This window comes from Bifidobacterium bohemicum DSM 22767 (assembly GCF_000741525.1).
Taxonomy (GTDB): domain Bacteria; phylum Actinomycetota; class Actinomycetes; order Actinomycetales; family Bifidobacteriaceae; genus Bifidobacterium; species Bifidobacterium bohemicum.
Window position 1 is genome coordinate 495,053 of sequence record NZ_JGYP01000002.1, and the last position, 26,821, is coordinate 521,873.

22 protein-coding genes are annotated in these 26,821 nt (G+C 58.2%); 2 read left to right on the plus strand and 20 right to left on the minus strand.

From position 1 onward, the window contains the following. Positions 1 to 233 precede the first annotated feature (233 nt). Complete coding sequence (locus BBOH_RS04290; RefSeq protein ID WP_161786438.1) at positions 234 to 662, plus strand: GNAT family N-acetyltransferase; 429 nt, start codon at positions 234 to 236, stop codon at positions 660 to 662. An 888-nt stretch (positions 663 to 1,550) separates the two neighbouring features. On the opposite strand, the gene BBOH_RS08775 is transcribed toward BBOH_RS04290, so the two are convergent. From BBOH_RS08775 to BBOH_RS04320, 5 genes are all read right to left on the minus strand, one after another. Beyond that, positions 1,551 to 1,742 (minus strand): hypothetical protein, encoded by a 192-nt coding sequence (locus tag BBOH_RS08775; protein WP_143242453.1) that lies wholly within the window; start codon positions 1,740 to 1,742, stop codon positions 1,551 to 1,553. 156 nt (positions 1,743 to 1,898) lie between these two features. Then, a complete protein-coding gene (locus BBOH_RS04300) occupies positions 1,899 to 2,189 on the minus strand; it encodes a hypothetical protein (protein WP_033521936.1) in 291 nt (96 codons plus the stop codon). Then, positions 2,190 to 2,498 carry a BspA family leucine-rich repeat surface protein gene (locus tag BBOH_RS09555; protein WP_420305089.1) on the minus strand — a complete coding sequence of 103 codons (309 nt, stop codon included), beginning with the start codon at positions 2,496 to 2,498 and terminating at the stop codon, positions 2,190 to 2,192. Positions 2,499 to 3,533: 1,035 nt separating this feature from the next. Continuing rightward, positions 3,534 to 4,283, minus strand: coding sequence for a hypothetical protein (locus BBOH_RS04315; protein ID WP_033521930.1), 750 nt, complete (start codon positions 4,281 to 4,283; stop codon positions 3,534 to 3,536). Positions 4,284 to 4,315: 32 nt separating this feature from the next. Further along, the gene (locus BBOH_RS04320; RefSeq protein ID WP_143242460.1) at positions 4,316 to 5,188 is read right to left on the minus strand and encodes an HhH-GPD family protein; all 873 of its coding nucleotides are present in this window, start codon (positions 5,186 to 5,188) and stop codon (positions 4,316 to 4,318) included. A 440-nt stretch (positions 5,189 to 5,628) separates the two neighbouring features. Between BBOH_RS04320 and BBOH_RS04325 the strand changes: the two genes are divergently transcribed. Then, positions 5,629 to 6,270: a tRNA (cytidine(34)-2'-O)-methyltransferase gene (locus tag BBOH_RS04325; protein WP_074428568.1), complete on the plus strand. Its 642-nt coding sequence runs from the start codon at positions 5,629 to 5,631 to the stop codon at positions 6,268 to 6,270. A 4-nt stretch (positions 6,271 to 6,274) separates the two neighbouring features. Here BBOH_RS04325 and BBOH_RS04330 read toward each other — a convergent pair whose 3' ends face one another. The 15 genes from BBOH_RS04330 to BBOH_RS04400 form a co-directional block, all read right to left on the minus strand. Then, entirely contained in the window at positions 6,275 to 7,639 is a 1,365-nt protein-coding gene (locus tag BBOH_RS04330; RefSeq protein WP_033521928.1) for a PFL family protein, read from the minus strand. Positions 7,640 to 7,813: 174 nt separating this feature from the next. Further along, the gene (locus BBOH_RS04335; protein WP_033521926.1) at positions 7,814 to 8,086 is read right to left on the minus strand and encodes an ACT domain-containing protein; all 273 of its coding nucleotides are present in this window, start codon (positions 8,084 to 8,086) and stop codon (positions 7,814 to 7,816) included. A gap of 135 nt (positions 8,087 to 8,221) precedes the next feature. Beyond that, entirely contained in the window at positions 8,222 to 9,418 is a 1,197-nt protein-coding gene (locus BBOH_RS04340; RefSeq protein ID WP_033521924.1) for a hydroxymethylglutaryl-CoA synthase, read from the minus strand. A 147-nt stretch (positions 9,419 to 9,565) separates the two neighbouring features. Next, positions 9,566 to 10,882: a hydroxymethylglutaryl-CoA reductase, degradative gene (locus tag BBOH_RS04345; RefSeq protein ID WP_033521923.1), complete on the minus strand. Its 1,317-nt coding sequence runs from the start codon at positions 10,880 to 10,882 to the stop codon at positions 9,566 to 9,568. Continuing rightward, positions 10,879 to 12,054, minus strand: coding sequence for a thiolase family protein (locus BBOH_RS04350; protein WP_033521975.1), 1,176 nt, complete (start codon positions 12,052 to 12,054; stop codon positions 10,879 to 10,881). The genes BBOH_RS04345 and BBOH_RS04350 overlap by 4 nt, the downstream gene beginning before the upstream one ends. A 246-nt stretch (positions 12,055 to 12,300) precedes the next feature. Beyond that, the gene (galK, locus tag BBOH_RS04355) at positions 12,301 to 13,623 is read right to left on the minus strand and encodes a galactokinase (RefSeq protein WP_033521974.1); all 1,323 of its coding nucleotides are present in this window, start codon (positions 13,621 to 13,623) and stop codon (positions 12,301 to 12,303) included. A 501-nt stretch (positions 13,624 to 14,124) separates the two neighbouring features. Further along, positions 14,125 to 15,384 carry a galactose-1-phosphate uridylyltransferase gene (gene galT / locus BBOH_RS04360; RefSeq protein ID WP_033521921.1) on the minus strand — a complete coding sequence of 420 codons (1,260 nt, stop codon included), beginning with the start codon at positions 15,382 to 15,384 and terminating at the stop codon, positions 14,125 to 14,127. A 170-nt stretch (positions 15,385 to 15,554) separates the two neighbouring features. Next, the gene (locus BBOH_RS04365) at positions 15,555 to 16,358 is read right to left on the minus strand and encodes a DeoR/GlpR family DNA-binding transcription regulator (RefSeq protein ID WP_033521973.1); all 804 of its coding nucleotides are present in this window, start codon (positions 16,356 to 16,358) and stop codon (positions 15,555 to 15,557) included. Positions 16,359 to 16,730: 372 nt separating this feature from the next. Then, entirely contained in the window at positions 16,731 to 18,923 is a 2,193-nt protein-coding gene (locus BBOH_RS04370; protein ID WP_081930329.1) for a transglycosylase domain-containing protein, read from the minus strand. Between the two features lie 111 nt (positions 18,924 to 19,034). Beyond that, positions 19,035 to 19,745, minus strand: a complete 711-nt coding sequence (locus BBOH_RS04375; protein ID WP_044098129.1) for a Crp/Fnr family transcriptional regulator — start codon at positions 19,743 to 19,745, stop codon at positions 19,035 to 19,037. Positions 19,746 to 19,857: 112 nt separating this feature from the next. Then, positions 19,858 to 20,931 (minus strand): lipoate--protein ligase family protein, encoded by a 1,074-nt coding sequence (locus tag BBOH_RS04380; RefSeq protein ID WP_033521918.1) that lies wholly within the window; start codon positions 20,929 to 20,931, stop codon positions 19,858 to 19,860. Between the two features lie 86 nt (positions 20,932 to 21,017). Beyond that, on the minus strand, positions 21,018 to 21,515 hold the full coding sequence (locus tag BBOH_RS04385; protein WP_052118216.1) for an NINE protein: 498 nt from the start codon (positions 21,513 to 21,515) through the stop codon (positions 21,018 to 21,020). Between the two features lie 214 nt (positions 21,516 to 21,729). After that, positions 21,730 to 22,764 carry a 3-isopropylmalate dehydrogenase gene (locus BBOH_RS04390; protein ID WP_033521917.1) on the minus strand — a complete coding sequence of 345 codons (1,035 nt, stop codon included), beginning with the start codon at positions 22,762 to 22,764 and terminating at the stop codon, positions 21,730 to 21,732. Between the two features lie 74 nt (positions 22,765 to 22,838). Then, complete coding sequence (locus BBOH_RS04395; protein ID WP_035140219.1) at positions 22,839 to 25,379, minus strand: S9 family peptidase; 2,541 nt, start codon at positions 25,377 to 25,379, stop codon at positions 22,839 to 22,841. A 77-nt stretch (positions 25,380 to 25,456) separates the two neighbouring features. Further along, positions 25,457 to 26,809, minus strand: coding sequence for an App1 family protein (locus BBOH_RS04400; RefSeq protein WP_237743129.1), 1,353 nt, complete (start codon positions 26,807 to 26,809; stop codon positions 25,457 to 25,459). Positions 26,810 to 26,821 lie beyond the last annotated feature (12 nt).

The window sequence follows — 26,821 nt, forward strand, 5'->3', positions numbered from 1 at the left end:
TCATACATTAGAATCGTAAGTTCACGCATCGGATTCAAGAGCCTGAAGCACAGCATTTGCATGACCGAATTTGACGCAAAATAGTATGTGGAACAAACTTGGAGGTAAGTCCTATCATTAGGATAATGAGTGCCGAGCAACCTGCCACGTTATTCATCGGTCGGCGTCGTGACCATCGGCAAATCCTTACGGACACAGGGACGGCGCATGGCAACAACAAGGAAGTGTCACCCATGATTAGACCAGCAACCAATGCAGATCTCAAATCGATTTACAACATCGTCAGCGAATCCAGTCCGTGCGAGTTGGACTACCAGATGTTCGCACGCACCTATCTCAGCCAACTCGAGAACTTCGACCACAAGCTCGGCGTCTGCGAGGAGAACGGCGAGATTGTAGGATTCGTCGGCGTCCTGTGCACTTGGCAGCTCTACATGGGCGCACGAGTTGCAGAAATCAAGGATCTCGCCGTCGCCAAAGCGCACCAAGACCATGATGTTCGCGACCAGCTACTCGCTTGGGCGGAAGGTGTCGCCCACGACACCGGATGCGGACGGATCAGCATGTGTTCAGTGCTCAAGCATGAGGAAAGTCACGAATTCTACGAAAAGCACGGATTCAAGAAGATCTTCTACCGTTTCGACAAGAATATCGAAGAGTAGGCGGCGTGATTCGTGCATTCGATTAACCATGCCAGACGAACTTGCGACTGACCAATACTGACTCATAAGGTAATCCCCAACATCTGAGCGATTCTATGTTGATGGGGACGAAATGGACGACATCATCCTCATCAACATAGAAAGCCCTAAATGGCAGACAAAGCCATACACCTGACCGGACGCAGGTGGCTTCCCATATAAGCCTGCCCATAATGTTGTCTATTTCAGGTGAATAAAAAAAACTCCACGCTGGCATACAGCAAATTACGGCTCACCAGCATCCTGAAGAATCATGCCTCCACGCCATTCGGCTGACCGACTTGTGCCACGAGTCGGTCAATCATGCAACAAATTCGTCGTATTCTCCCGACGACAGACTTGGAATGGTCGATATACTAAAAATTCAGCGGAAAAGGAAGCTGTAGACAACGATAGACCCACGCCGTGGATAAGTAACAGCCATCGCAATTTTTCAAGAATGACGAGAACCACAAGCAATGGCAGATTTGCGGCGCACAGACGCAGCGCCCCAAGCAAAGACGACGGCAACAACGGCGAGAAGCGCGCGGCGGAGCCATTCAATCGGGGCCTGGCCGCCGGTTTTCGGCAGGGCCGAGACCGTCGGCTGTCGTCACATCCAACGCGACGACAGCTGTGACATTCGGATGGCCAGCCCCCACCCCGGTCGAGGCAATGACGTCCGCGCCCGGAACGTCCGAGGCCTGTATCTGCGCATCTCCCCTAGGAAGCACCCCCTTGAGGAATGGGCAACGTAAATTTACCGGCATCATTGGGGTCCGCACTCGCGGCCGAACACGTCGCGCCGTCAACGCTCGCCACCCCACCCGAACACATCAACGTCGTGGAGGCCGGCGACGAGCCGCCCGGTCAAGTGACCTTCACCATGAAACTCGTCTCGCCCACACGGTGCGTGGCGTCAGACGAACTGTAGACCGCGCCGGAAACCGTACGCACGGATTTGTCGAACGAAAGATTCGTGGGTACCGGCGCCACCACATCCACCATCCTGGTCGGGAATGTGGTCGACATCGCCGAAACCCCGTCGGCCGTGGTCGTCAAACTTTGCTCTGAACGTATAGCCTGCCCCTAGGCCTACCAAATCGTCCGCAGCAACGAACCTGCCGGCACCGTCCCGCTCACCTTCAACGACTCGGTCAGCCCGCCCACGCCGGCCACACGCACCACATCCGTCACCGAAGCCTGCGGCAACGGCTTTCACACCAAGTAGAGAGTTGTATCGACAACATCCAACGGCAGAAATACTTGTTGACAGAAACCATATTCCGGCGAATTCACATTCTTGCTTGGACTCCGGCCCACCGCACGATAACCCGGACGCGAGAGCCCGTTGGCAGATGGCAATGTCTGCTGCGACAACGGGAACGAACCCGCTATGCGCCCCGGCGCGGTACCCGAGTCACCGTCGATATCAAAGGAAACAGAAGTCGGCGAAACCAGCAATACCATACCACGTAAGAACCGATGGATGGTGATATGACGTACCATTCACTGGCCCGTTCCAAATGCCATCTTCCCCAATCCACGTACGATTATCTGCACCCAATCCCGTAAAGTCGACAACTTGATGTGGTGCCAGACGAAAAACCTTAACGACTTCGGTGTAGTGAACATAGAATTCGTCGTCGGATTACCCGATGTAGAGATTCCCGACAGATCAACCCACAATAGCCCATTGCACTGGTAAAACATGTAATCCATGTTTTTGACATTCCGCGTATGCCACCGAGCCGTATTCACCGATGACAGCAGGTAGCAATCATGAAACATACTGTTCAGACGTTGGACCGACGACAGATTTCAGCTAGACAAATCCAACGACACCAGCGAATGGCATTCTCCAAACATCCAATCAGCCGTATAAAGGTTTGAAACATCCCAACGCTCCAAACCGACTGTCTTGGCCAACTTTGTGTCCATGTGGAACATGCCGCCCATGCCGTTCACATCAGTGTCTATTGAGACATCAAGATTACCGACGTCTGCATATGTCAGGTTCGAAAGACCATAAAACAGCCTCCAACAGTGTCGATCTTTGACCGAGCCGGAGACCACGAGTTTTGTTACCGACTGGTCCATATACCACGGTGTCAAAGTGTATGGGGTAGGTGGATCGGGCAAATATCCATAGCTCGATAACTCGGGACCGTGCCACTTTTAAATCGAGAACGCATTCACCGGTGCTCGCTTCCTGATCGATATCCCACACTAACGTGTCACTACCGACAGTCCACCGCTGATCAACCACATGGCCAACGCCATCCAATGTCTGATTGCAGACACCTTGCGGAGAAACTCCATTTGGTTGTGCCGTTGGAAGCCCATTCGCACTTTGCAGAGAACCTGAACCTGAAAGCTGTGAACCGTTGCCACTGGTTTGGGCCGAACCGGCCGCAGCATGCGAAGCCGACGAACCTTTCTGAGGCTCGGCCGCCACCGAAGAATCCTGCTGGTTACCGGACTCGACGCCAGAATTCAGCGAAGGGTTGCCTCCCCCCCCCCGCATTATTGACATTCTGAGATAGGGTGTTGGGTTCGGCCACCGACGCAAGATTGCCCGCCTCAGTAGCGTTCGCGCAGCCTGAGACCGACAACGCAACGACGGCCAAAAACGTCGGCACCAGCCTTGCCGCCACCCGCGCGAATCCGCCACGTCGTTTCATCATGCCCCAGTCTGTCCGATTTACAAACCAGCACTGCCCAACTAGCTAGAATCCTATCCTAAAAAAAAACGAGCATGACATGGAGGACTGATCGTACACGTTCCCAGCAAGCCATTCAAAGAGAACATAGGCGAACAGCTGCCGACCCACATCACTTCCTCGAAGCGCGCTACTGCTCCTCTTGACCACCGCCCTCGACGACGACCGGGACCTTCTCGCTTTTGACCTTCGGATGGTCCTTGAGGCTCAGCTGAGCCATGTAGGTGCCCGCGTTGACGCGCAGGAGATTCTCGTCGGGCTGGCAGCCGGAGCCGGTGCGGTCGGCGTTCCACGTGAGGGTCTGCACGTCCTTGTCGCCTTTGGCCATCAGCAGCTGACGCTGGTCGGCCGGGCACGAGTCCGAACGCCAGATCGTGTCATCACCACTCGTGATCGTCAGGACGCGCGAGGAGTTCGACGCGTCAATCAAACACGAGGACGAACCCTCGTAACGGATCGTCGCGGTGAAGTCAAGCGTGCCGCCGACCGCTATGTTCTGGGACTTCGAGGCCAGCTCCAGCCTCACGTCGTTGGCGCCGCACTCCTTCACGCCGCTTTTCTTCGTCGTCTCGGCCTTCTGTCTTTTATTGCCGGAGCCGTCAGCATTACTGGACTTACCGGACTTCGACGATTTGCCCGACTGTTGCGACTTGGACTTGCCATCATTGCGCCGAGCGCTCGTCTGGCTTGTATCACTGCCACCGCCCTGCATCCTGATGACCGCGAATCTGCCGACGTTATAGACGCAGAACGCCAGCACCGCAAGCACAAGCACCGCGGCAACACCGACGACGATGCGACGGCGCAGATACACGCGCCGCATCTGTTTGCTGGGCTTACGCTTGGTCGGTTTGCGTTTTGCGGGCTTCTGGGAGGTCATACCTCTAGTGTAAACACGCCGCCTGAAATAGGCTAGCGCGGCAGGCGCAGGGAGCCATCGGCGGCGATTTCGATCAGGCCATCCTCGTCAAGAGAGGCGATGCAGGCATCGAGCTGGACATGGTCGGGCCAAAGCGCCTCGACTTCGGCACGGGCCAGAGTCGTGCCTGCGTCGCTCAAATTACGCAATGCATTCAGTATTAGGCCGCGAACCTGACGGTTGGTGCCTTTGAAACGCTGGCGCGGACGGGTACGCTTCTGCCCGATTCCCGGGCAACCGGCGGCGTAAAACAGGCTCTCGAAAGCCCACGGGTCCTCGTCGATTTTCGGGTTCTTGGCGGTGCACACCAGGGCCCCGAGCTCGATCAGCGCCTCGTTCCATGTCACGCTTTCGGCCGGATCGCGCGGCAATACAGCGTTCGCCAGTTCTCGTTCCTCAGGCCGTGCGGCCCCGCCGAACGACTCCTCACCCTTGAAGGTGCGCCACAGGACGCGCCGCACGTTGGTGTCGATGACGGCAATGCGCTCGCCGAACGCAAAGCTCATCACGGCGCTGGCGGTGTAATCGCCGATGCCCGGCAGAGCCACTAATCCGTCATAGGTTTTCGGAAGCTCGCCGCCATAACGCTCCACGACGGCACACGCGCACTCCTGCAAACGCAAAGAACGCCGCGGGTAGCCGAGCCTTCCCCACGCGGTGATGACCTCCGCGGAACTTGCCGCCGCCAAGCTCGCCGCGTCCGGCCACATCGCCATCCAATCGGTCCAGTACGGCACCACCCGGCTCATCTGCGTCTGCTGGCTCATCACCTCGGAAACCAGGATCCCCCAAGGAGTCGCACGGCCGAAGCGCCAGGGAAGGTCGCGCGCGTTCGTATCCCACCACTCGAACAGCTCGGCTTTCATCGTCTCAAGATGGGCGGTGGTAAACCCATTCACTACCTCATGCATACCGTTGCCGACCTTAGCCATATCATCGCCCTCATTCGTCACCCCATCATTCTGCCTCGGTACCACGAAATCACTACGCACCCAGCCGAACCCACGGGACGGAATGCGACAATCAGCCATTTCCGTCCTCCGTACTACGCAGCCACAAAAGACAGCAGGAGCAAGCGACGGAATAACCCCCCTATCCGCAGAACAGAACGGATTCTGCATGCAATTTTATGTTCCGCTCATGCAACCACACTTAACTATACGTAAGAACAGCGGAGCATCGACGTTGTTTAATCCGACTGCAAGAGTAAACGCGGTACAGAGTAAAAAGCTGGCGTTTTGCGCGTTCCATGTTATGGAATCCCGCATGCGACGCCGTGTCGGTTTACGGCGGTAGGTTTGAAGGCATGAGCGACAATACACAGGCACCCGAAAACAAAGTTTCCGACATGTACGAATACGGCTACCGCAAGTCGAACTACGGACCGGACGAACTCGTGACCGACGCGCATGGCAACCCCATCAGCGTCACCGACGCAATGATGAGCGCCGCGCAGGCGGCCGAGGCCACGACGGTCACGCCGCACCTGTGCTATTACTCGCCGCGCATCCCCGGCAACACCGGGTCGGCGATTCGCCTATGCGCCGTGACCGGCACGATTCTGCATCTGGTGGAACCGCTCGGGTTCAACCTGCGCGACACCAAGCTACGCCGGGCCGGACTGGATTACCACGACATGGCGCATGTGGTGCTGCACCCCAATTTCGACGACCTCGTCGCCTCGATGCCGAACTCGCGCATTATCGCCTTTACCGCACACGCCACCAAGCTCTACACGGACATCGAATACAAGCCGACCGACATACTCCTGTTCGGCCCGGAGCCGGGTGATATCCCCGACCCGATGGACATCATGGCCGGCCCGCACGTCGCCGAGCAGGTGCGCCTGCCGATGCGACCAAGCCTGCGGTCGTTGAACCTCACCAACTGTGCCTCCATCGCCATTTACGAGGCCTGGCGACAATTGGGGTTCAAAGGCGGCCAGTGACCTCTCAGTTCTTGAAGCTGTGAATCGGCGCGGGGATGCGGCCACCACGGCTCACGAACTCCTCGCACGAAGTCTGGTTGACCGGAATGATAGGCGCATAGCCCATCAGACCACCGAAATTGGCGACCTCCCCCACGCCCTTGCCATAGACGGGTATGACGCGTACTGCGGTGGTCTTCTGGTTGACCATGCCGATGGCGGCCTCGTCGGCGATGATACCGGAAATCGTGGCGGCCGTGGTATCACCGGGGATTGCGATCATGTCAAGGCCGACCGAGCACACGCATGTCATCGCTTCGAGCTTCTCGATGGTCAGGTTGCCGGTGGAGGCCGCGTCGATCATCGCCTTGTCCTCGGAGACCGGGATGAACGCGCCCGAAAGCCCGCCCACATACGAGGAGGCCATGATGCCGCCCTTCTTGACCTGGTCGTTGAGCATCGCGAGCGCCGCGGTGGTGCCGGGGCCGCCCACCTGCGCCAGGCCGATCTTCTCGAGCACCTCGCCGACCGAATCCCCGACCGCGGCGGTCGGCGCCAGAGAAAGGTCGATGATGCCGAACGGCACGCCAAGACGGCGCGAGGCCTCCTGCGCCACGAGCTGGCCGACACGGGTGATCTTGAAGGCGGTGCGTTTGATGGTCTCGCACAAGGTCTCGAAATCGGAGCCGCGCGTCGCATCGAGCGCCCGCGAGACAACTCCCGGCCCGGAGACGCCGACGTTGACCACCACGTCGCCTTCGGTCACGCCGTGGAAGCCGCCGGCCATGAAGGGGTTGTCGTCGGTGGCGTTGCAGAAGGCGACGAATTTGACGCAACCGAAGCCGTCATTGTCGCGAGTGGAGTAGGCGATGTCTTTGACCATGCGACCCAAAAGTTCGACCGCGTCCATGTCAATGCCGGTCTTGGTGGAGCCGACGTTGACCGACGAACACACGATGTCGGTTTCGGACAAAGCCTGCGGCAACGATTCGATGAGCATGCGTTCGGCCGGTGTCATCGACTTGGACACCAAGGCCGAATAACCACCGATGAGATCCACCCCCACCTCTTTGGCCGCCCGGTCGAGGGCATGAGCGATCCTGACGAAGTCCTCCGGGCTCTGGCACGCTCCGGCACCCACCAACGAAATCGGCGTAACAGTAATACGCTTATTGACGATTGGAATACCATAGTCTCGTTCAATGGCCTGGCCCGTCGAAACCAGATCATGCGCCTTGGTGGCGATCTTGCGGTAGATGCGCTCGCACACCTCATCCACGTCACCTGCCGTGCAATCCAAAAGCGAAATGCCCATCGTAATCGTACGTACATCGAGCTTTTCCTGCTCGATCATCTTGTTGGTCTCGTCGACCTCCATGATATTCAGCATCGCTCCACCCCTATTCCCTAACTCGTCAACAACTCGCCAATCCGCCAAACGCGAAACACACAAGCCGCCCAAGTCATATAACCGAACGTTTTCCCGATTCGCACGCATTGCAGACACTTCACCGTCAACCGCACCGAACACGCGACGTCATGCCGTGCCTGCCACAAGCCGCGATCATACGCGATGCATCTTCGTGAAAATCTCTTCACGTTGGCAACGGATACGCACACCGATTTCGTCGCCCAGCGACCCAAGGCCGTCCACAAGCTCCGAAAACTCTCCATTCGCCTGCGAAACATCCACAATCATCATCATATTGAAGAAACCATCAAGAATGGTTTGCGAAATGTCAAGCACATTGACCCGATGCTCGGCCAAATATGCGCAAACGCGCGCGATGATGCCGACCGCGTCGCGTCCAACGACGGTGATGACAGCTTTGTTCATGAACAACCCCTTGGAACGTTGTTTCGAAAAGCGGCGTAACCGCCACCGAACCCCAAGCATACGCGGTGGCGGCACCGACCGCCCGGACAGTATCATTTAGCGGGATTTCCGGCCCGGCGACCCGATCGAACCGATTCAGCGGTACTGCCGCTCGTGACCTTTGATCCCAGCCAGGTAATGCGGAGCCGAATCACTCTGGTCACTGCGGTCGAGAACCAGTTCCGAGCCGTCCGTGGGCAGTTGCGCAGAGAACATGGCCTCATATTCCGGCACGCTCAGGCGCTCGCGGGCCTGAAGCATCGTGCGGTGCGCGGCGGCGTCGAGACGTCCGCGATAACCCGGTTGCAATATACCGAAATACAACTCGGCCACTGAGCCGGACCCATAGCTGAACAGACCGATGCGGTCACCCTCCGTAAGACCCTCGTCGTTATCGAGCAACGAAAGCAACGCCAGATAGACCGATCCGGTGTAGACGTTGCCGACCTGCCGGCCGTAGATGATGCTGGATTCGAAACGGTCAGTCAGGCGGGCGTAATCCGTTTCGCCGATCACGCCGTCACCGAGCGTACGCAGCCCTTTGCGGCCCATCTTCGAGAACGGGATATGGAAGAGCAACGCCTGCAATTCATCGGGGCGCGCCATACCGAGCTCCTGCGCTCCGGCCCACAGCTCCTGGAACATGCCGACATAGACCTCCTCCGAGTATTTGCCTCGGGCGAACGCCTGGGCGGAGTAGTTCGGCCGCCAAAAGTCGCCGGTACTACGACTTTCGTATACGGATTCCGGCTCGATGGCCAAAATGGCCGGGTCCCGCGTCACCAACATCGCCACGGCGCCGGCACCCTGCGTCACCTCGCCGGGAGTGGACAGCCCATAACGCGCGATGTCGGAAGCGATGACCAGCGCCGTGCGCTGCGGATGACGGGCCACGTAGTCACACGCGAGCTGCAGGCCGGCGGTCGCGCCGTAACAGGCCTCCTTGATTTCGATGGAGCGATGGTGACCGGGAAGCCCCAGCAGATCGCCGACGAACAGCGAGGCGGCCTTGGACTGGTCGACGCCGCTTTCCGTAGCGACCACGAGCAGCCCGATACGCTCCTTGTCGTCGTCCGAGAGCATGGGTTCAGCGGCGTTGGCGGCCATCGCCACGATGTCCTGGTCAAGCGCGGGCACGGCCATCTTGCTCTGCCCTATGCCGATCAGGTACTTGTTCGGGTCCACGCCGCGGCTTTCGGCCAGATCGGTCAGGTCTAGGTAATGGTTGGGCACGGTGAAGTTGATCCTGTCGATACCAACCACGGTATCGACCGCATGGCTCTTTTCCTGCATCGGTTTCAGCCTCCGTTATTTCTGTATTGTTGTCTATTGACCATTCTTAACGATTAGCGAGTACCGTTTTAATCGACCGCATCGATTGACCCCATGCCGTATATACGCAAAGAACGCAGGTGTACACATCGGCAGTCCGGCAACGTTTCACTTGCTCTCGGCGCGCAGCCGTTGCAAGAGCCGCTTCGCCATCGCCAAATCGGCGTGGGCGGGGTCCGCACGCAGGCCGGCAACCACCTGATCGAGCTCCTCCGGTCGGGCCCCCGCCGACATGACCAGGCTTTTGAACTGGAGGTTCATGTGGCCCGATTGGATACCGCGAGTCACCAACGCCCGCATCGCCGAAAGATTGGAGGCCAACCCGACGCTGGCAACGATGCCCATCAGCCGGGCAGCGCTTGGATGCCCGAGCAATGCAAGAGACAGGCGGGCCATCGGTAGGGTCGACATCGCCCCGCCGACAGCGCCCAGCGGCAGGGGCATATCAATGACGCCGACCAATTGACTCCGGTCTTCATCGATGGTCCATTTCGTCCACGTGCGCTTGCGGTCGCTCAAATCGGCATATGCGGCGGCGTTGATATTGCGTGTGTCGTTGCCAGTCGCCAGCACCGCCGCATTGACCCCGTTCATGATGCCCTTGTTATGCGTGGCTGCACGGAGAGGCGATACCCACGCGAATCGAGCCGCCTTCACGATACGCCGGGCGACCCGATCGCCATCCATATCTCGGGTCTTCAGATCGTCGAAAGCGATACGTGCCACCGATTGCGCACGTTGGCCGGCGGATTCGTTCGACAATATCGACATCAGTGGGTCAAGTCCGTCAATATGCGATATGCAATGCACTGAGACCGCCTCGGCAATGGTGTTGACCACATTCGCGCCCATCGCCTCACCCGTGTCGATCAGCAGGTCAAGTTCGGCGAATCCGTCCTCATGGCCACGCACTTCGACACCACGCAGCCCGCCACCGTGCCTCTCAAGACTCGGGTGGGCCTGACGTGCCACCCGACGTATTTCCCCCTCATGTGCGCGGACATATTCCGTAAGCCTGTCAAGAGGCGACCGATCGGCACCTTCCTTGCCGCCACCGTCTACACCATCACCATCACGCGCATCCGTAACGACAATCTGCGCGACGACACCTTCGCGCCGGACCGAAGTACTGAATCCGCCGGACCGTGCGATGCGCGCCGCCGCATTACCGGCCGCCGCGATGACGGACGGCTCCTCAACGGCCATCGGCACGCGCAACGCCTCGCCATCAATCACGAAATGCTCCGCTAATCCAAGCGGCACCGGAAAAGCGCCAATGTGGTTCTCGACCATATTGGACGCCACGACTGCGGGCAACGCCTCGGCCTGACCGGTCAACACACGCAACCCATCCTCGCCAATGGCACCCTCGACCCGCAATCGGTCGATTCGTTCGGCCGTCGACAGTTCATAGAACTTGGTCATCGTACGCTCTCTACCTCCATTGCGACCCCCTGCCCACCACCGACGCACAGAGCCGCCACGCCGAACCTCCCGCCGGTGCGCTGCAACGAATGGATCAGCGTGGTCAGAATCCGCGCGCCGGAGGCTCCGAGCGCGTGCCCCAAAGCGAGCGCTCCTCCAGAAACGTTGTATCGATCCGGGTTGATGCCCAATTGCTCGCGCGTCAGCCAGGCCTGTGCGGCGAACGCCTCGTTGACCTCGTATAGGTCAATCTCGTCGCCGGTCTGTCCACACCGCTCCAACACCCGTTCGATGGCCGGGATCGTCGCATACCCCATCTGATCGGGCCGGTGGCCGACCTCGGCGTAGCCTCGGATTACGGCCTGCGCGCCAAACCCGAGCTCACGGGCCCGCCGCATCGTCGTGACCACCATGACGGCGGCCCCATCGCTTAAAGGCGACGCGTTGCCCGCAGTGACGACGCCACCGTCCTCATATGCGGGTTTGAGCACCGACAGCCCATCGAACGTGGTACCGGGACGCATGGTCTCATCACGTTCAAGCCCGCCGACAGGCAGCACCTCGTCGTCGAACCACCCCGCCTCCCAAGCGGCACTAGCCTTGCGCTGGGAATCGACGGCATATCGGTCGAGTTCGTCTCGGGTTATGCCGAAACGGCGGGCCAGATTCTCGGCGGTGACCCCCATCGGGCGTCCGTCAAAGGCGTCGTTGAGCGCATCGTAATGCAAGGTGTCGATCCAGTGGTCAATATCAAATTCGTTCTTGTCGGTGCGGCTGGCAAATGCCGGGGCGTTCGACATGCTTTCGCCGCCACCGGCCAACACCACCTGCGCATCCCCCATGGCGACGGCGGTCTGAGCCAAGCGCACGGCTTTGAGACCCGACCCACAGACCTGATTGACGGTCATAGCGGTGCCTGCAATCGGCATACCCGCGCCGACCTGCACCTGCCGGGCCACATTCTGCCCGGTTCCGGTGCTCAATACATTGCCGAGGATCACCTGATCAAACACTGCGGGCCCCATATGCGCGCGACCTAATCCGCGCCGCGCCAGGTCGGTCGTCATCTCGACCATGGTCATGTTGCTGAGCGCCCCTCGGAATTTGCCCGTCGCCGTACGCCACGAACCGGCGATGACCACCTCATTATCACGGACCTGCCCGACCCTCACCGTACGCACCCACCGAAGCCAAGAAAGCCAAAGCCGTAGGTCACATCTAAGTGCCGTGTCGAATCGTCGTCTGACAAGCGCATATTCCAAACCTTTCTAGCATTGGTCAGATTAGACGAAGCGAATACCGGCACCAAGAGGCCATAACGCTATCTCCACCGGCGTTCACAACCCCTTTACAGTCATTCCGACTTTCATCACATTCTCATCGCAACCGTACCGCAGGCAAACCGACCCCAGGTTTTTCTAGGCTTCGCGACGAGCCGAGTCCGACGCCACCGCCGCCAGGGCGCGTGGAGCACGAAAGCCATGCGCAGCGAATCCATCCGCTATGGACTGCGCCACACGGCGACCCTGCCCCTTATCGACAAGCGCTATTATCGACCCGCCGAAACCGCCGCCAGTCATACGCGCTCCATACGCACCGTTGCGCCGAGCCGTATCCACGGCCACATCGAGCTCCGGCACGGTCACTTCATAATCAGCGGCAAGGGAATCATGGGATGCGTTGAACAACTCCCCCGCCATCTTCACGTCACCCGCCGAGAACGCCGCAACGAACTGAGGAACGCGCCAGATCTCCGTGACGACGTGTCGCACACGCCTTTTCATGGTCTCATCGGACAAGCGGCCCAACACTTCAGCAAGCGCGGCGTCGGCGGATTCGACGACGTTTTCGAAATCGTGGGCGCAGATGCCGCCGGAGGCGGTCACGGCTCGGTCCAGACCGACACTATGCGAAATCTCGTCGGCCACCACGCGTATGTTCTTCACGCCCAGAAGCCGGGCGGCGTCCTCGCACATGCCGCGCCTCGTCTCATACTGTCCATCGTTGAGCTGATGGGCGGCCTGAGTGTCGAGCACCAACAGTTCAAGGCCAAGCGCTTCGAGATCGAATGGCTGCTGCGTGACGCTGTGGAAGGCATCGAGCTCCGGCCGACAGTCCAGCAGAATCGCATGGCCTGGAGTGCAGCGCATCGATGCGTTCTGGTCAAGACCGCCGGTCGAGGCGCCGGCCATGTCGTTCTCGGCTTTCATGGCGGCTCCAATCAACGTAACCCGACCCTCATCGCTGTTGCCAAAACCTAGCCCATAAACGTCGTCAAGCGCCAGAGCGGTCGAGCAGGTCATCGCCGCCGACGAACTGAGCCCGCCACCAACCGGCACGCAGGAAACGAATGCCGCATCAAAACCACGCACGCCATCGAACCCGTTTTCTCGCAGGGCCCATGCCACCCCTGCCGGATACGCGGCCCAACCATGGACCCCGCGAGCGGCAAGCCCGCCGAGATCCACGGTCGTGACCCCGCCGTCGCCAATGCTCGACACGAGCCGCACGGTGTCGTCCCCACGCGCAGACAGCGCCACAAAAGTGCGGTGCGGCAACGCGATGGGCAGGCACAGGCCGGCGTTGTAGTCGGTATGCTCTCCGATGAGATTAACCCGCCCGGGCGCACTCCACACCCCGTCCGGTTCAGCACCGAAGGTGTCGCGGAACAACTCGATCGCCCGGCTGGCCCCGTCTTCGGAACTCAGCGCGTCCAGATATTGCACGGGGGCAGATTGCATCGTTTGGTTGCCCATATCATCTTCTCCTTGATTGAAGTTGCATGACACATATCATTAAATTGCATTACATTTTACCTGCTGCATCCTGCGAGACTACCGAAGCCAAAGCACCGCTTCCGCACCCGCACCGCGACCGCAACGGACCGCCTCGCCGTTCCAACCGTCGCACCCGCGACCACCGGAGACGGCATCGCTTGACATCCAACATCACCGTCATCCCACATCCGGCATTCGTCATCGTCATAATCCGTCATCCGGCATCGAAATCTCGAATCACCCTGATCCCACTGCCATATCCCCCCCCCCAAGAAATCCGTCATCCGCCTCCAAATCCGTTCCAGGGATCATCGCCAGCGGCCCCTTTTCTGCGGCAGCCAACGTTCCTGCCGGAAAAGAGCCAGCTAGCGGCTCTCAGCGGCCCTTTTTCAGCAGTCTCACATATTCCTGCCGAAAAAAGAGCCGGTTCCGAGGTCGACCAGATGCGCCAGCGGGCCAAACACCCTACCCGATGTCCACAGGACCCAGCTCATGGAAGCGGCCTGCGATGCGCTCGGGGGTCGTGTCGGACACCCAGGCCGCCATGCCGGACTCCGAGCCAGCCAGGTACTTAATCTTGTTGGCGGCACGGCGGAACGAGAAGAATTGCAGATTCAGACGGTAGTTCGCGCGACGCCAATCGCGCACCGGAGCCTGATGCCAGGCGGCGATGTAAGGCAGATCCATGCCCTTGCCGTCACCCTTGTCGAAGAATGCATTGCCCCGATGGAGCAACGTGGAGTACATCTGGGCCAGATCCCAACGTTCCCGATCATCGAGTTCGTCGAGCGTGAGCACGTCGCGCACCGGAGCGACATGGACCTCCAGGGGCCAACGGGCGGCGGCAGGAACATAGGCCACCCAGCTCGCATTGCGCAACACGACGCGCGTTCCGACCGCAAGCTCCGCTTGCACGATGTCGCGCAACAGATTGCCACCGGTCTTGTCGTGATATGCCTCGGTATGCGCAAGTTCGGTTTCCATCTTCGGCGGCATGAACGGGTAGCAATAGACCTGTCCATGCGGATGCGCCAACGACACACCGATTTCGGCGCCGTGGTTTTCAAACGGGAATATTTGCTCGATGCCCTCCATATGGGAGATTTCTGCGGTGCGGAAGGCCCACGTCTCCACGACCGTGCGCAGGCGGGAAACCGGCAGATCGGCGGGCAACCCGTTTTCGTTCGGGTCGAAGCAGATTACCTCGCAACGCCCCGCGGCAGGACGCTGCTCCCACAGTCCGTCGCCGTCGACATAGGAAACGGTGTCGGGCACGCCAGGCACCCGCACCATCGAGGGGAAACGATTTTCAAAAACGACCACATCGTAATCGATATCCGGCACCTCACCGTCCTGATACGGGTCTCCGGGCTTGCGGGCCGCAAGCGGGTTGCCAGTGGCCGAGGCTCCGGGACCGGCGGTAATCGGCCGGTTCATACGTGCGGCAGCCATGGGAATCCAGTCTCCGGTCAGGGGATCACGGCGCATAATCGGTTCGGCATACGGCACCTCGTTGCCTTCCGAGTCGAGATGGGAGGCGAAACGGTCGGTCAGTGGCCGAGGATCGTGCAGTTCACGCGTTTTGGCGCCAGAGACATATTCGGGATCGTCATCGATGTAGAAGAAGTCACGCCCGTCCGCGAGCGTGGTCGGGCTGATACGAATGTGTTCCTTCGCATACCGCCCAGGTTTGTAATATGTGAATTTCGGTTGAGACTGCTCCATCGACCCTCCAGCCCTTTCGTTGATGACGATTGTTACTACATCCTTCACATGTATCCGTTCAGCCCAACCGTTCCTCACTGCCCGACCATCGTCGAGTCATCCGACCCGCGGCGGACAGAGGACTCTCGTTCACGGCTTGACTTCCTTCGTAAGGAACATGCCACACGCGCTCATTGCTCATCTTGCGCCAAACCGGTTTGATGCGTGAGCACAAGTTCCTTGACCAGCTTGCGGGTTTCAGCCACCGAGGCCACGTTCAGGCCATCATCGGTGATAAGCGTGTCGACCTGATCGAACCGGGCGAACAACGACAACGACGTACAGCTCCACTTGGTGTGGTCGGTGAGAATAATCGTCTTATCAGCGATGCCCATCATGGCCATGTCCGTGGCCGCCTCCAGCGAATTCGGCATGAGGAAGCCGCGAGGCAAAGACACCGAGTGCGTCCCCAGAAAAACGGTGTTCACACGCAAGGATTCAATCACCTTGTCCGCGATGGGACCGACCAGCGAGTTCGATCGGGTGATGACGCCGCCGGTGACGATCACCTCCACATCCTTCGATTCCAAAGCCTGCACGAGTTCGGCCACGGGAATGGAGTTCGTAAGGATGGTGATGCCGCTGGCACGTTGTGACTCCAAAAGATGCTGTGCGAACACATATGCGGTGGTGCCTCCGCCGATGGCGATCACATCTCCCGGAGCGACGTATTTGACCGCCTCCTGGGCGATGGCGTCCTTAAGGCCGATGTCCATTTGGGATTTGACCGAGAAAAGCGGTTCACTCAACAGGGTGCTGGTGGTCACCGCTCCGCCATGGACGCGTTTGAGAAGGCCCTTGTCAGCCAAGTCGGCGATATCACGCCGCACCGTCATGGCCGACACGCCAAGCTCCTTGGACAAGGCGGTTATACGCACCGCACCTCTGGTACGAAGCCTGCTCAAGATCAAATGTTGGCGTTGAGAAGAAATCATGCGAACATTATCGCACAAATACTTGCATAAAACAAAACGGATTGAGCGTTTCCTTCATCAAACACACACGGTAGCGAACATCAGGCAAAATCCTCCTATTGTCACTTATGATCATTCCCGTATCAACGACTCGCTCAATCAGTCTTCCGACGGCTACGGCGACGAATCACGCAAGTGGCTGCACCCCCAATAACTCACGAACGGTCCATTCATCCGGTACGGAAGACATGGGGCGATGGCGGTGTCAAGCGGAACCACCCCGTCAGCCTCAGCCAAACCACCGCCTATCAATCGTCAACCATGCATGACAGCCGAGGCAGGCGGACTGCCGCGTGGGTGTTGTTGCCGCCCATACAGGACGCGTCACAGCCACTACTGCTGAGTATGACCGCGTTCCTGCTGGGGTCCGTTTGCGGGTTGTTGCGCCTGCCCGCCGGTGTACTTCGAATCGGGATTGCCGTAGTTGTTGTCTATGGGAATGCCGGCGGCCGCGGTGTAGGTGTCCATGAAGTTCTTCCAGGCCGGCGTAGCCAGATACGAACCATACCAGATTGAATGATACTGACCATTAATGGTTTTGTTGTTCAGGCTCACTAACCCCTTGGCGCTGCCCGCCACCACGAAGGCGGCAACCTGGTTTGGTACGAAGCCCGCAGTGGACACCGCCCACTCCTCGTTCGTACCGGTCTTGGCAAACGTCTTGCGCCCATTTGCCAGCTGCGCTGGTTTGGCCTCGCCCCGCAGCGCACCTTGGTTCATCGCATAGGCGACCGTCTGCGCTATGCCAGGCTCAATGGCCTGATGACAGTTGGCCGGCGGCACTTTAAGCTCTTTGCCTTCTTTGGAGACGACCCTCTTAAGGGCGATTGGTGTGCATTCCACACCATTGGCCCCGATGGTCGCGTAGACATTCGCCATCGTCAACGGCGAGGCGTTGACCGAGCCGATCACCATGGAGGGCTGTGCGTTATCGAGGGTCAGCTTTTCGCCTGCGATAGACGAGTTATGGTACCCCATCGCGTTAGCCGCATCGACCACGGGGCACAGACCCATCTGCTGAATCATTTCCGCCTGAGTCGTATTATGGGAACGCACCAATCCTTCCAGCGGCGATTCGCTGCCCGGATAGAAGCCGTCCGCGTTGCCGACCTGCCATGAGCTTCCCAACAACCCCGAGTATCCTTTGCAGGCAAAGGAACCGACGGGAAAGCTGCGTTGGGTCCGTAAAGGCTGGTTGACGGACCTGCCCTGCATCATCCAAGCCACCATGTTGATTGGTTTCCAGGTCGAACCGACGTTCCAACCATTGCCGCCGCCGTCGCGAGCATCGACCTGATAGTTCATGGAGGTGCGGGTGGGATCGTTCCTGGCCGCATCCGTCGCATCGTAAATACGGTTGGAACCAAAGCCAAGCACTTCGCCCGTGCCCGGCTTGATGGCCGCGATCGAAACCTCAAAACCGCTCGGATCATTGACCGGAATGGCCTGACGTGCGGCATTCATCGCGGCTTCATTCGCATGGACGTCAAGCGTGGTGTAGATGTTGAGCCCACCTTCGGTCAGAAGCTTTTCGCGATCCGCCTCCGTTTTGCCGAATTCCTTCGAATTGACGATTTTCTTGGTGACATAGTCGCAGAAGAACGCAGCGTCACCGGCGGCCTGGCAGCCAATCTGCGTGGCGCTGTCCTGAAGGTTGAGGGTGCCGGCGATCGGCTCGGCACGGAATTTATCGTGGTCCGCCTTGCTGATGTAGTTCTGTTCGAGCATGAGGTCGAGCACGATGTTGCGCTGCCTCTGCGCCTCGGGCTGATTGTCGGGCACCGAGGGATCGTAGCGGACCGGGTTTTTGGTGATCGCCGCGATGGTGGCGGCCTGCCCGATATTGAGGTCGGCGGCGGAAACATTGAAATAACGCTTTGCCGCCGTCTCCACACCATACAGATTGTTCCTGCCGAACTGAGCGATATTGAGGTATCCCTGCAGGATCTCCCCCTTGGAATACTGCTTCTCCATCTGCACGGCGATCAGCATTTCGCGCACCTTACGTGCGATGGTGTCTTCGGAGGCGTGATATTCGGCTATGGGGTCGTCCTTTTCATGGGCCTGGCTCAACAGGACGTTCTTGACATACTGCTGGGTCAGCGAGGAGCCTCCCTGCGTATCACCGTGCCTGACGAACGTCTGGACGAAAGCTCGCAGCACGCCTTGCACATCCACGCCGTTGTGTTCGAAGAAACGCTTGTCCTCACGTGCGACCACAGCCTGCTGCATCGGCTTGGATATCTTGCGCAAGGGCACTACGGTGCGGTTCTGAGCATAATAGGAGGCGATGAGTGTGGTGCCGTCGGAGGCGTAGATATTGGACTTCTGCGGCAAGCTGGTCACATCGAAATCAATGCCCTCCACCCTCAGGGAGGGTCCCATCACACGTGCCGCACCGTTGAGGCCGACCACACTGGGGACGAAAAGCAGCCCCCCCACCACGCCTCCGGTCACACACAACGTAACGTAGGCCAACAGCAGGGCAAGCACGCGCTTGACAGTAAGTTTCCTCGTTCTAGGCATGGTTTTCATTCTAAAGTACCGCCTCTACCGCAACGACCGGATTTAAGCACCCCACAGGAGGTATTTACAAGCGAGAGCCGCGGACTATAAACCACGGCAATCATCACCAGATCAATGACGCGAACGCCTGATAAGCATTCCCGGCTGATAGATGATAATGGCTCGCCCATCCCGTGCGATCCACCCACGGTTCGAGAAATCCATCAAGGCCTTATTCACCGTTTCACGTGACGATCCGACGAGCTGCGCAAGCTCCTCCTGCGTCAGGTCGTGTGGCACCTTCACCCCGGCTTCAACCGGTTCTCCGAAGCGCGATGCGAGATTCAGAAGGGTTTTGGCCAATCGCGCGGGCACATCCATAAACACCAGATCAGAAATCTGTTCATTGTTCACCCGCATACGCCCCGCCATCACCTGAAGCATGTCCACGGCCACCCGCGGATGCTTGTTAAGCCAAGCGAACAATGTGTCGTGCTCAAGCCAGCCGACCATCGTTCCGTCATGCATGGCCACCGCCGAGGCGGTGCGAGGTCCGCCCGATGGATCGAACACCGGGATTTCACCCAGAATCTCACCGCGGCTATGAATGCTCAACAACTGGACGCGGTTGTCGCTGGACTGTCGCAACAACTTGACCTTGCCGGACTCGAGCAGGTACATACGCTGATCGGTTGACCCCTCGCGGAAGATGTAGCCGCCCTTATTGAATTGTGCATGCTTCATGAACGGTATGAGCTCCTCCGCCTCTGCGGACGAGACGTGTTTGAATAGAGCCGTCTGCAACAGTTCGTTCTTAACTTCTGTGATCTCGTTCGGTTTCATGGCCACTGCCGTCCTTCAGCTTTCCGTTTCGTGTCGCAATCTCTTCGTATCCGTTGTTCCCATTTGCGCGATTGGTCAGAGAGGGGATAAATAACTCCGATAGTGAAAGAGACTATATGCTGGAGCTAACAAAATCGAAAAGACTACCGATCATCGTACTTTGATTACGATCCGTTTGACGCGACAGGGCGTCAACACGTTTGACGGACGACCGAACCGCTTTGTCGCTCAGCTTCTCTTTGGATACCTTCAGAACCTTTGTCATAATGTCGGCATGAACATCCCAATCGAGCATGGTGTGATGAAGCACCGCACCGCCGCCCGATTGCCGAGATGGGTAACGACGCTGCGCCGAACCGCCTATTTTACCTCGCTGAGATGCAATGTCATTCAGTCCACTGAAGTGTGCATCTAAACCCAATTGTTTGAAGGCGGCAAGCAGCCACGCGTCGCACAGCCTGTAGGACTGGGCCACCGAAAGACCTGCGACAAAATCCAATGGAGCATACAACGAATAAGTGATCACTCTTTCGGGTTCCACGAGCATCGCCCCACCTCCCGTGGGCCTGCGGACCACATCGAATCCCAGCCGCCGCGCTTGAACCTGATCAACCTCATCCGCGATCGATTGAAACCTGCCGACCACCACAGCCGGTCGGGACCAACGCCAGAACCGCACAGTGGCAGGTCGCACGCCGCACGCCACCTCACGCGCAAAACGCTCTTCCAAAAGCATCTGGTCCTTGGCGCAACGAGGTTCATCAATGAACACCCGCGGTTTCAATGTCTGCCAACGTTCACGCCAGTCAAATAACGTCAAAGGCGATTCCGTTTCGTATGCGTCAAACGTTTTTACTTTTGTGTTCGATGCACGAAATGAACGATTTTTTGCGTCTGGAGCATCACACTTTGCGCCTTGTACGGCTCTCCGATAAGCCGTGCGTATTGCTTTAGCATCCGTCCCCAATAAACGTATTGCACTATAAGTCCTGAAGACAGAACCCAATTCCTCGCCATCGATCAACGCATCGCCAATGGCTTTGAGAAAAGAAGTTTGCTGCGTCTCATTTCCGCCGACAACGAAAAAATCCCCGTCCAATGCACATTCCACCGGCACATCATCATCGACTCGTACATTGACCGCGACAAGCTTGCCTCCCGGCATCTTGCACTCGCCGCGTTTCACATTTCGTCTCACCGACCACCTCAACGGTATAAACAACCATGTCTCAATCCGTCTTCAAGGCATGGACCACCTAAAGATGAAGTACGTCAGTCCCTGAGCTCAACACCGTTCGCATCACGGTGCCACCGCGAACCATAAAAAGAACTGAGAATCAGGATTGCTTCAACCAGACCCCAGATCCCAGCGGCAATGGCACCGATGCCGAAAACCCATCCCAACAGCAATGTAAGCAATAATTGAGCGATGGCTTTGCCGTAATTGCCGAGATAAAAGTTGTGCGCACCGAAACAGCCCAAAAATATTCCGAGCAGACCCGCCGCCAACTTTGACTTTTGATGAACGTATATCATCGGCTGCGGTGATGCATACGGTTGCGCAGGCGGAAAATCGTATGCCGGCTGTCCATACTGCGACGACGGCGGAGCCTGGTACTGCGGCTGAGATTGAACCGGAACCTGGTACTGCGGTTGCATGGGCTGCTGATATTGCGGCTGCGTCGGAACCTGATATTGAGGTTGCGCAGCCCCGTACTGAGACCGCGGAACCTGAAGGGGTTGCGGCAAAGCGTCATCACCGCTTGCCATCTGTCCCTGTAAATCAGGCTGTCCGTACGGCTGATTGGGCTGTTGTATATAATCCATAGTCACATATTACTCCGAATAATTAAAAACCGGAATGAATCGACGCCGATTCGGACTATATTACAATGTTTTTTACAACCATCTTCGCCCTCCCCACCACAGCAAAATTTGATTCATACACGCTTTATATACAGACCGGGTTGCACGAAATAACGATTCAGAGCCGACCCAAAATATCGCGTCCGACATCGGCCGTAGAACGCCGTCTCGAGGCGTTTTGCTCGATATCGGCTTCGACGGCGTTCTCGATGAGCACTGCTGGCTCGTCAAGTCCTAGATTACGCAGCAGCATCGCGGCCGAAAGCACGGCGGCGGTGGGATTGGCAATCCCCTTGCCAGCGATATCGGGAGCAGAGCCATGAATGGGTTCGAACATGGAGGGGTACTTGCCCGAAGCGTTGATGCAGCCGGAGGCCGAATACCCCACTCCCCCAACCACACTGCCGGCCTCATCAGTGAGAATGTCACCGAACAGATTGTCAGTGAGAACAACGTCGAAGCGGCCCGGGTCGGTGACCATGAAAATGGTCGCGGCGTCAATGTGCTGGTAGTCATGGCTGACCTCGGGGTACTCCTGCCCGACCCGATCCACAATGCGCTGCCACATGTCGCCAGCGTTAATCAGCACGTTCTTCTTGTGTACCAGAGTGATGTGCCTGCGCCTTTTCATGGCCAGCTCGTACGCATAACGTACAACACGTTCCACACCATACGCCGTGTTGACGGAGACTTCCGTGGCCACTTCGTCGGGCGTGTCCTTGCGAATCGCGCCGCCTGCGCCACAGTAAAGGCCCTCGGTACCCTCACGGACGACCACGAAGTCGATGTCGCCCGGATTCTTCAACGGCGACTCGACGCCCTTGTACAGTTTGCAGGGGCGCAGGTTCACATACTGGTCAAGGCCGAACCGCAATTTGAGCAGCAGGCCGCGCTCAAGCACACCAGCATGGATACGCGGATCACCGATGGCACCAAGTAGAATCGCATCCGTCTGCTTGATGCGTTCCAGCTCCTCATCGGGCAGGACGGCACCGTCACGCAGATAACGCTCAGCTCCGAGGTCGAAGTCCACATACTTGAACCCAGCCATGCCCTCGGTGGCCTTTTCCATGACCTCTTGCGCCACGGGGGTGATCTCCTTGCCGATGCCGTCACCAGGAACAACGGCAATGGTATAGGTTTGTCTGTTCATGTTTGGACAGACTACACGCGAATATGATACCTTCCGCTATTTGGTCCGGAAAATGGACATCCGCCGTATTCTTCCTAAGAATTGATTCCCATAACAGCCAGGCACCAAGCATTCTCCTCGCTCACGTCCCTCCACTGCTGATACCGGCCGGAGGTACCACCGTGACTGGCTTCGTTCTGCACGCGAGCCACGGCATCGACCCCTTGCGATTGCAGACGCGCAAGCCATTTCATGGGTTCCACATACAGCACTCGGGTGTCATTGAGCGAAGTCGTGATGAAAATCTTCGGGAAACGGGCGGCCATATCGTGATCGCCTTCACCGGCTTTCTCATCCGCATCATCACCTTGCCAGGGTCCGAACGGCGCGTTTTCATAAGGACTGTATGACTTCATATAGTCGTAGACATCCTTGTTATGCAGAGGATCACCCCATTCATCCCACTCGGTGACCGTCAACGGCAGGGACGGGTCAAGAATCGTAGTCAACGCGTCCACGAACGGCACATCGGCCTCAATGCCGGCGTAACAATCCGGCGCCATGTTCGCCACGGCACCCATCAGAAGGCCGCCCGCCGAGCCACCGTTAGCGACGGTACGCTCCCGATCGGCCAAGCCAGCTGATTCCAGAGCCTTGGTGACGTCCACAAAATCATTGAATGTGTTGCGCTTATTCAGCTTACGGCCCTGCTCGTACCATGCGCGGCCCATTTCCCCGCCACCGCGCACATGCGCTACGACGTAGAGCACACCTCTGTCAAGCATGCTCAACCGTGCCACTGAAAAGCCGGGATCGGAGCTGCACTCATAGGACCCATAGCCCGTAATGAACATGGCCCCGGCAGCCGCATCCGCGTCCGAGTTCGCACCACACGCACTCCTGAGCCTGCCCATGCAATCGACGTCATGCTCATCAAGGATGTCGATCGATTCCAATTCACTTTGCACTTTGGCCATCCGGGGACAACGATCCGACCTGAACACCAGACTCACCGGCACGAGTTCGCCGTCTCGCACACGTACCCACAGGCGACGTTCACGGTAGTTCGCCGGGTTGAAGTCCCCCAGCACTTCAGCGGATTTCAGCAGAACGTCCCGACCGGTGACAGGATCGAGTTCACGCAGCTGTCCGGCAGTCGTATAGCTGCCGAATGAATACCGCATGCGCGGCGCATCATACGAAGGATTTCCACCGGCACCGATGGAGTACAGGCGTTGCCGAACATCATCGCCGACCGGTTTGACCTCGCGGAAGTTCCAAGGTCGCCCCGCCTGAAAATCAGCGAGCGCCTGGGCTTTGGTCATTACCGCGATGTGGGGCAGACTTTCGGCACGGTAGCTGAGAACCACGAAATGACGATACATGCCGATGCCCTCAATGACAAGCCCTCTCATATCCCGTAATATCGCGGGGTTTGCGCCATTGCGGTATGCGGTATTGATGGGTTTGGTCGAAGCGCCCGGTTCAACTGCATCCCCCAACCGACAACCATAAGGCGAGCCTTGTGCGACCACCACCCCCTCGTCGAGGGTATAAGGTGGCTTATGTGCATTCAGGTCGATCACATCGACTTCAAAATTCGGATTCCGGGCATTGTGGAATACCAACGCAAGTGGAATATCGGCGGCAAGCTTTCCGTCCGCCGTATCGTCACCGAGACACGGGTCGTCAACCGAACCGCTTCCGCGGTCAGCATCCGCCTCAAAACGTGCGAAACTGACATCGTATTCGATGCCTTCGCGACGCCGGATGAACGGCGTGAAAACGCCCTCGGGTTCGTCGGCAGGCAGCATGAGCACTTCGCTGGTGGTCTTTGAAGCCACGCTGATGACGATGTCGCGTTCATCGAAACTCATACCCACATCCACGGCGAAGCGCTCATCGGGTTCACGGAACACTTCCACATCGTCGCGCACGGGAGTGCCCACACGATGACGGAGAACGAGGTAGGGGCGCCAGGCATCGTCGGGCATCACATAGAAAACCCAGCGTCCGTCAGGCGTCAGACATGCTCCGGCGGCAGCGCCTTCGATCACCTCGCTCGACTCACTCTCGGTCTTCAGGTCACGGATGCGATAGTCATAACGCTCGTTGCCGGCCAGGTCAACACCGTAAAGCATCCAGCGGCCGGTCTTATCGAAATCCAACCCACCGATATTGAAGAAGTCGTGCCCTTCCGACTCTTTGTTCGGATCGAAGACCACTTGTTCGTCCGGCATCGCCCCGGGCGCATCGGCGGCGTTTACCTGCGGCGGATCCCAGTCGTCAGGGCTTGAAACGGGCCTACGGCACTGAATGGCGTACTGTTTGCCTTCGACCACACGCGTGAAGTACCAGTAACCGTCAATGCGGGTTGGCACCGACATGTCCGTTTGCTTGACGCGAGACTTAAGCTCTTCAAACAGGGTCCGTTTCAAATCGGCGATACCCTTCGTGCGATGCCGAAAATACGCATTCTGTTCAGCCACGAACCGTTGAAGATCAGGCGACTGCTTGTCGCGCATCCAATCGTAGGGATCCACGAACGTGTCACCATGAGCCGCACGCGGACTTGGCACATGCTTGGCAACGGGGACTTGTGAACGCTCGGAAGGGTCATGCATATCGTCTGTCATAAATACCAGACTATACCGTGATCTCACTAAATCACGCACATATCATGCAAGTGTGTCATGCGAAATTGTCGTATTGTTCAGTCAAGCACGTGGTGCAGATACGGTAGCATGGTGCGCATCAGGTTCGCGCCGGTGGTTCCGGTGAACACCGGTACGTCAACCACCGGCATGGGTTGGGTGGAGGTCAATCCCCTCGAGCTCAAGAGCGATGTCTCCCGTGGACCAAGCGAACGGATTGCGATGGCGAGGACCCGTCCGGGGTGACGGTGCGCGATTGTGGCATAAGTAGTGGGATCGCGCTGTCCATCATCCCCAATGAGAATGAATCGCATGTCGGGAAAATCCTTCATAAGCTGCTCGGCGAATTCGAGCTTGTGCGCCACGGCCGTGGGTGCGAAAGTCTTGGAACCTGGGTCGAAGTCCCTCAAAAGCAGAGGTCCGGCAGGAAAACCATGTTCACTGATGAAATGACGGATCACGCTTTCGACGTTCCACGGGGAAGTCGAAAGATAAAAGAACGGAGCGTCGGGCAGCATATCGCTCAACTTCGCATAAAGGGCGCTCATTCCAGGTACCGCATTACGTTTACGGGGATTCGTGAGCAGAAAGTTATAGGCGGCCTTCAACAGACTCGGGGCGTTGGTGACCATGATGGTGTCGTCCACATCGGAGATGATGCCGACTTTGGTGCCCGGCGCAATGACATAGAAGTCTGCGCTGACCGGCATTCTGTGCTCGACGGCGTATTGAACCCTATGCGCTCCGGGTTCAAGCCCTTGCTCCGCTATCAGCTCCAAGTAGCCCGAAGCATCGGAAACGGCACATGGACGGCCACCATCGAGTGGGGTTTTTGCCTGTCCCCCATCGTCCGGATCGCCGATCTGCACCGTTGCGGATGGAACGTCGTCTATGGCGACACGCACCCGTACATTCGGAGCAGGCACCGCCAGCATACCGTGGATGCCTCGCAGCACCGCTCCCGACTTGCTGCCCCGAGGAGCCATCAGCGTACGACAGATAAAACGCACATGGTCGTCGGTGCCGTAACCCGTGTACGAATCGACCTTCGGATACCAGCCCAGACCACGCGCCATTTTCATGCCGAACCGCATCCAAAGATCGAATGTAGCGTCAGCGACATGATGCGCGATGTGCGCAAACGGGATCGCGTTCGCCCGCTTCGGGTGCGCAACTGCAGTGGCGGAGCCGAAGGGCACGCGCGCTCTGTGCAGACGGATGGGCACCGTCGGCATATCAACCGCAGCGAGATGATCCTCCTGCCGCTCAGGGTCTTGTTCACCATCGAGAGATGTACGATCGCGAATCCGACGCGCCGCCCCGGCATCGTCTCCAGCTTCGACAGACGCATCATATCCGCCGGTCTGTCCGGTCAAAACATCATCATCGGCAGGCGCCAAAGAACGGCCCATGAGCTTTCCGCC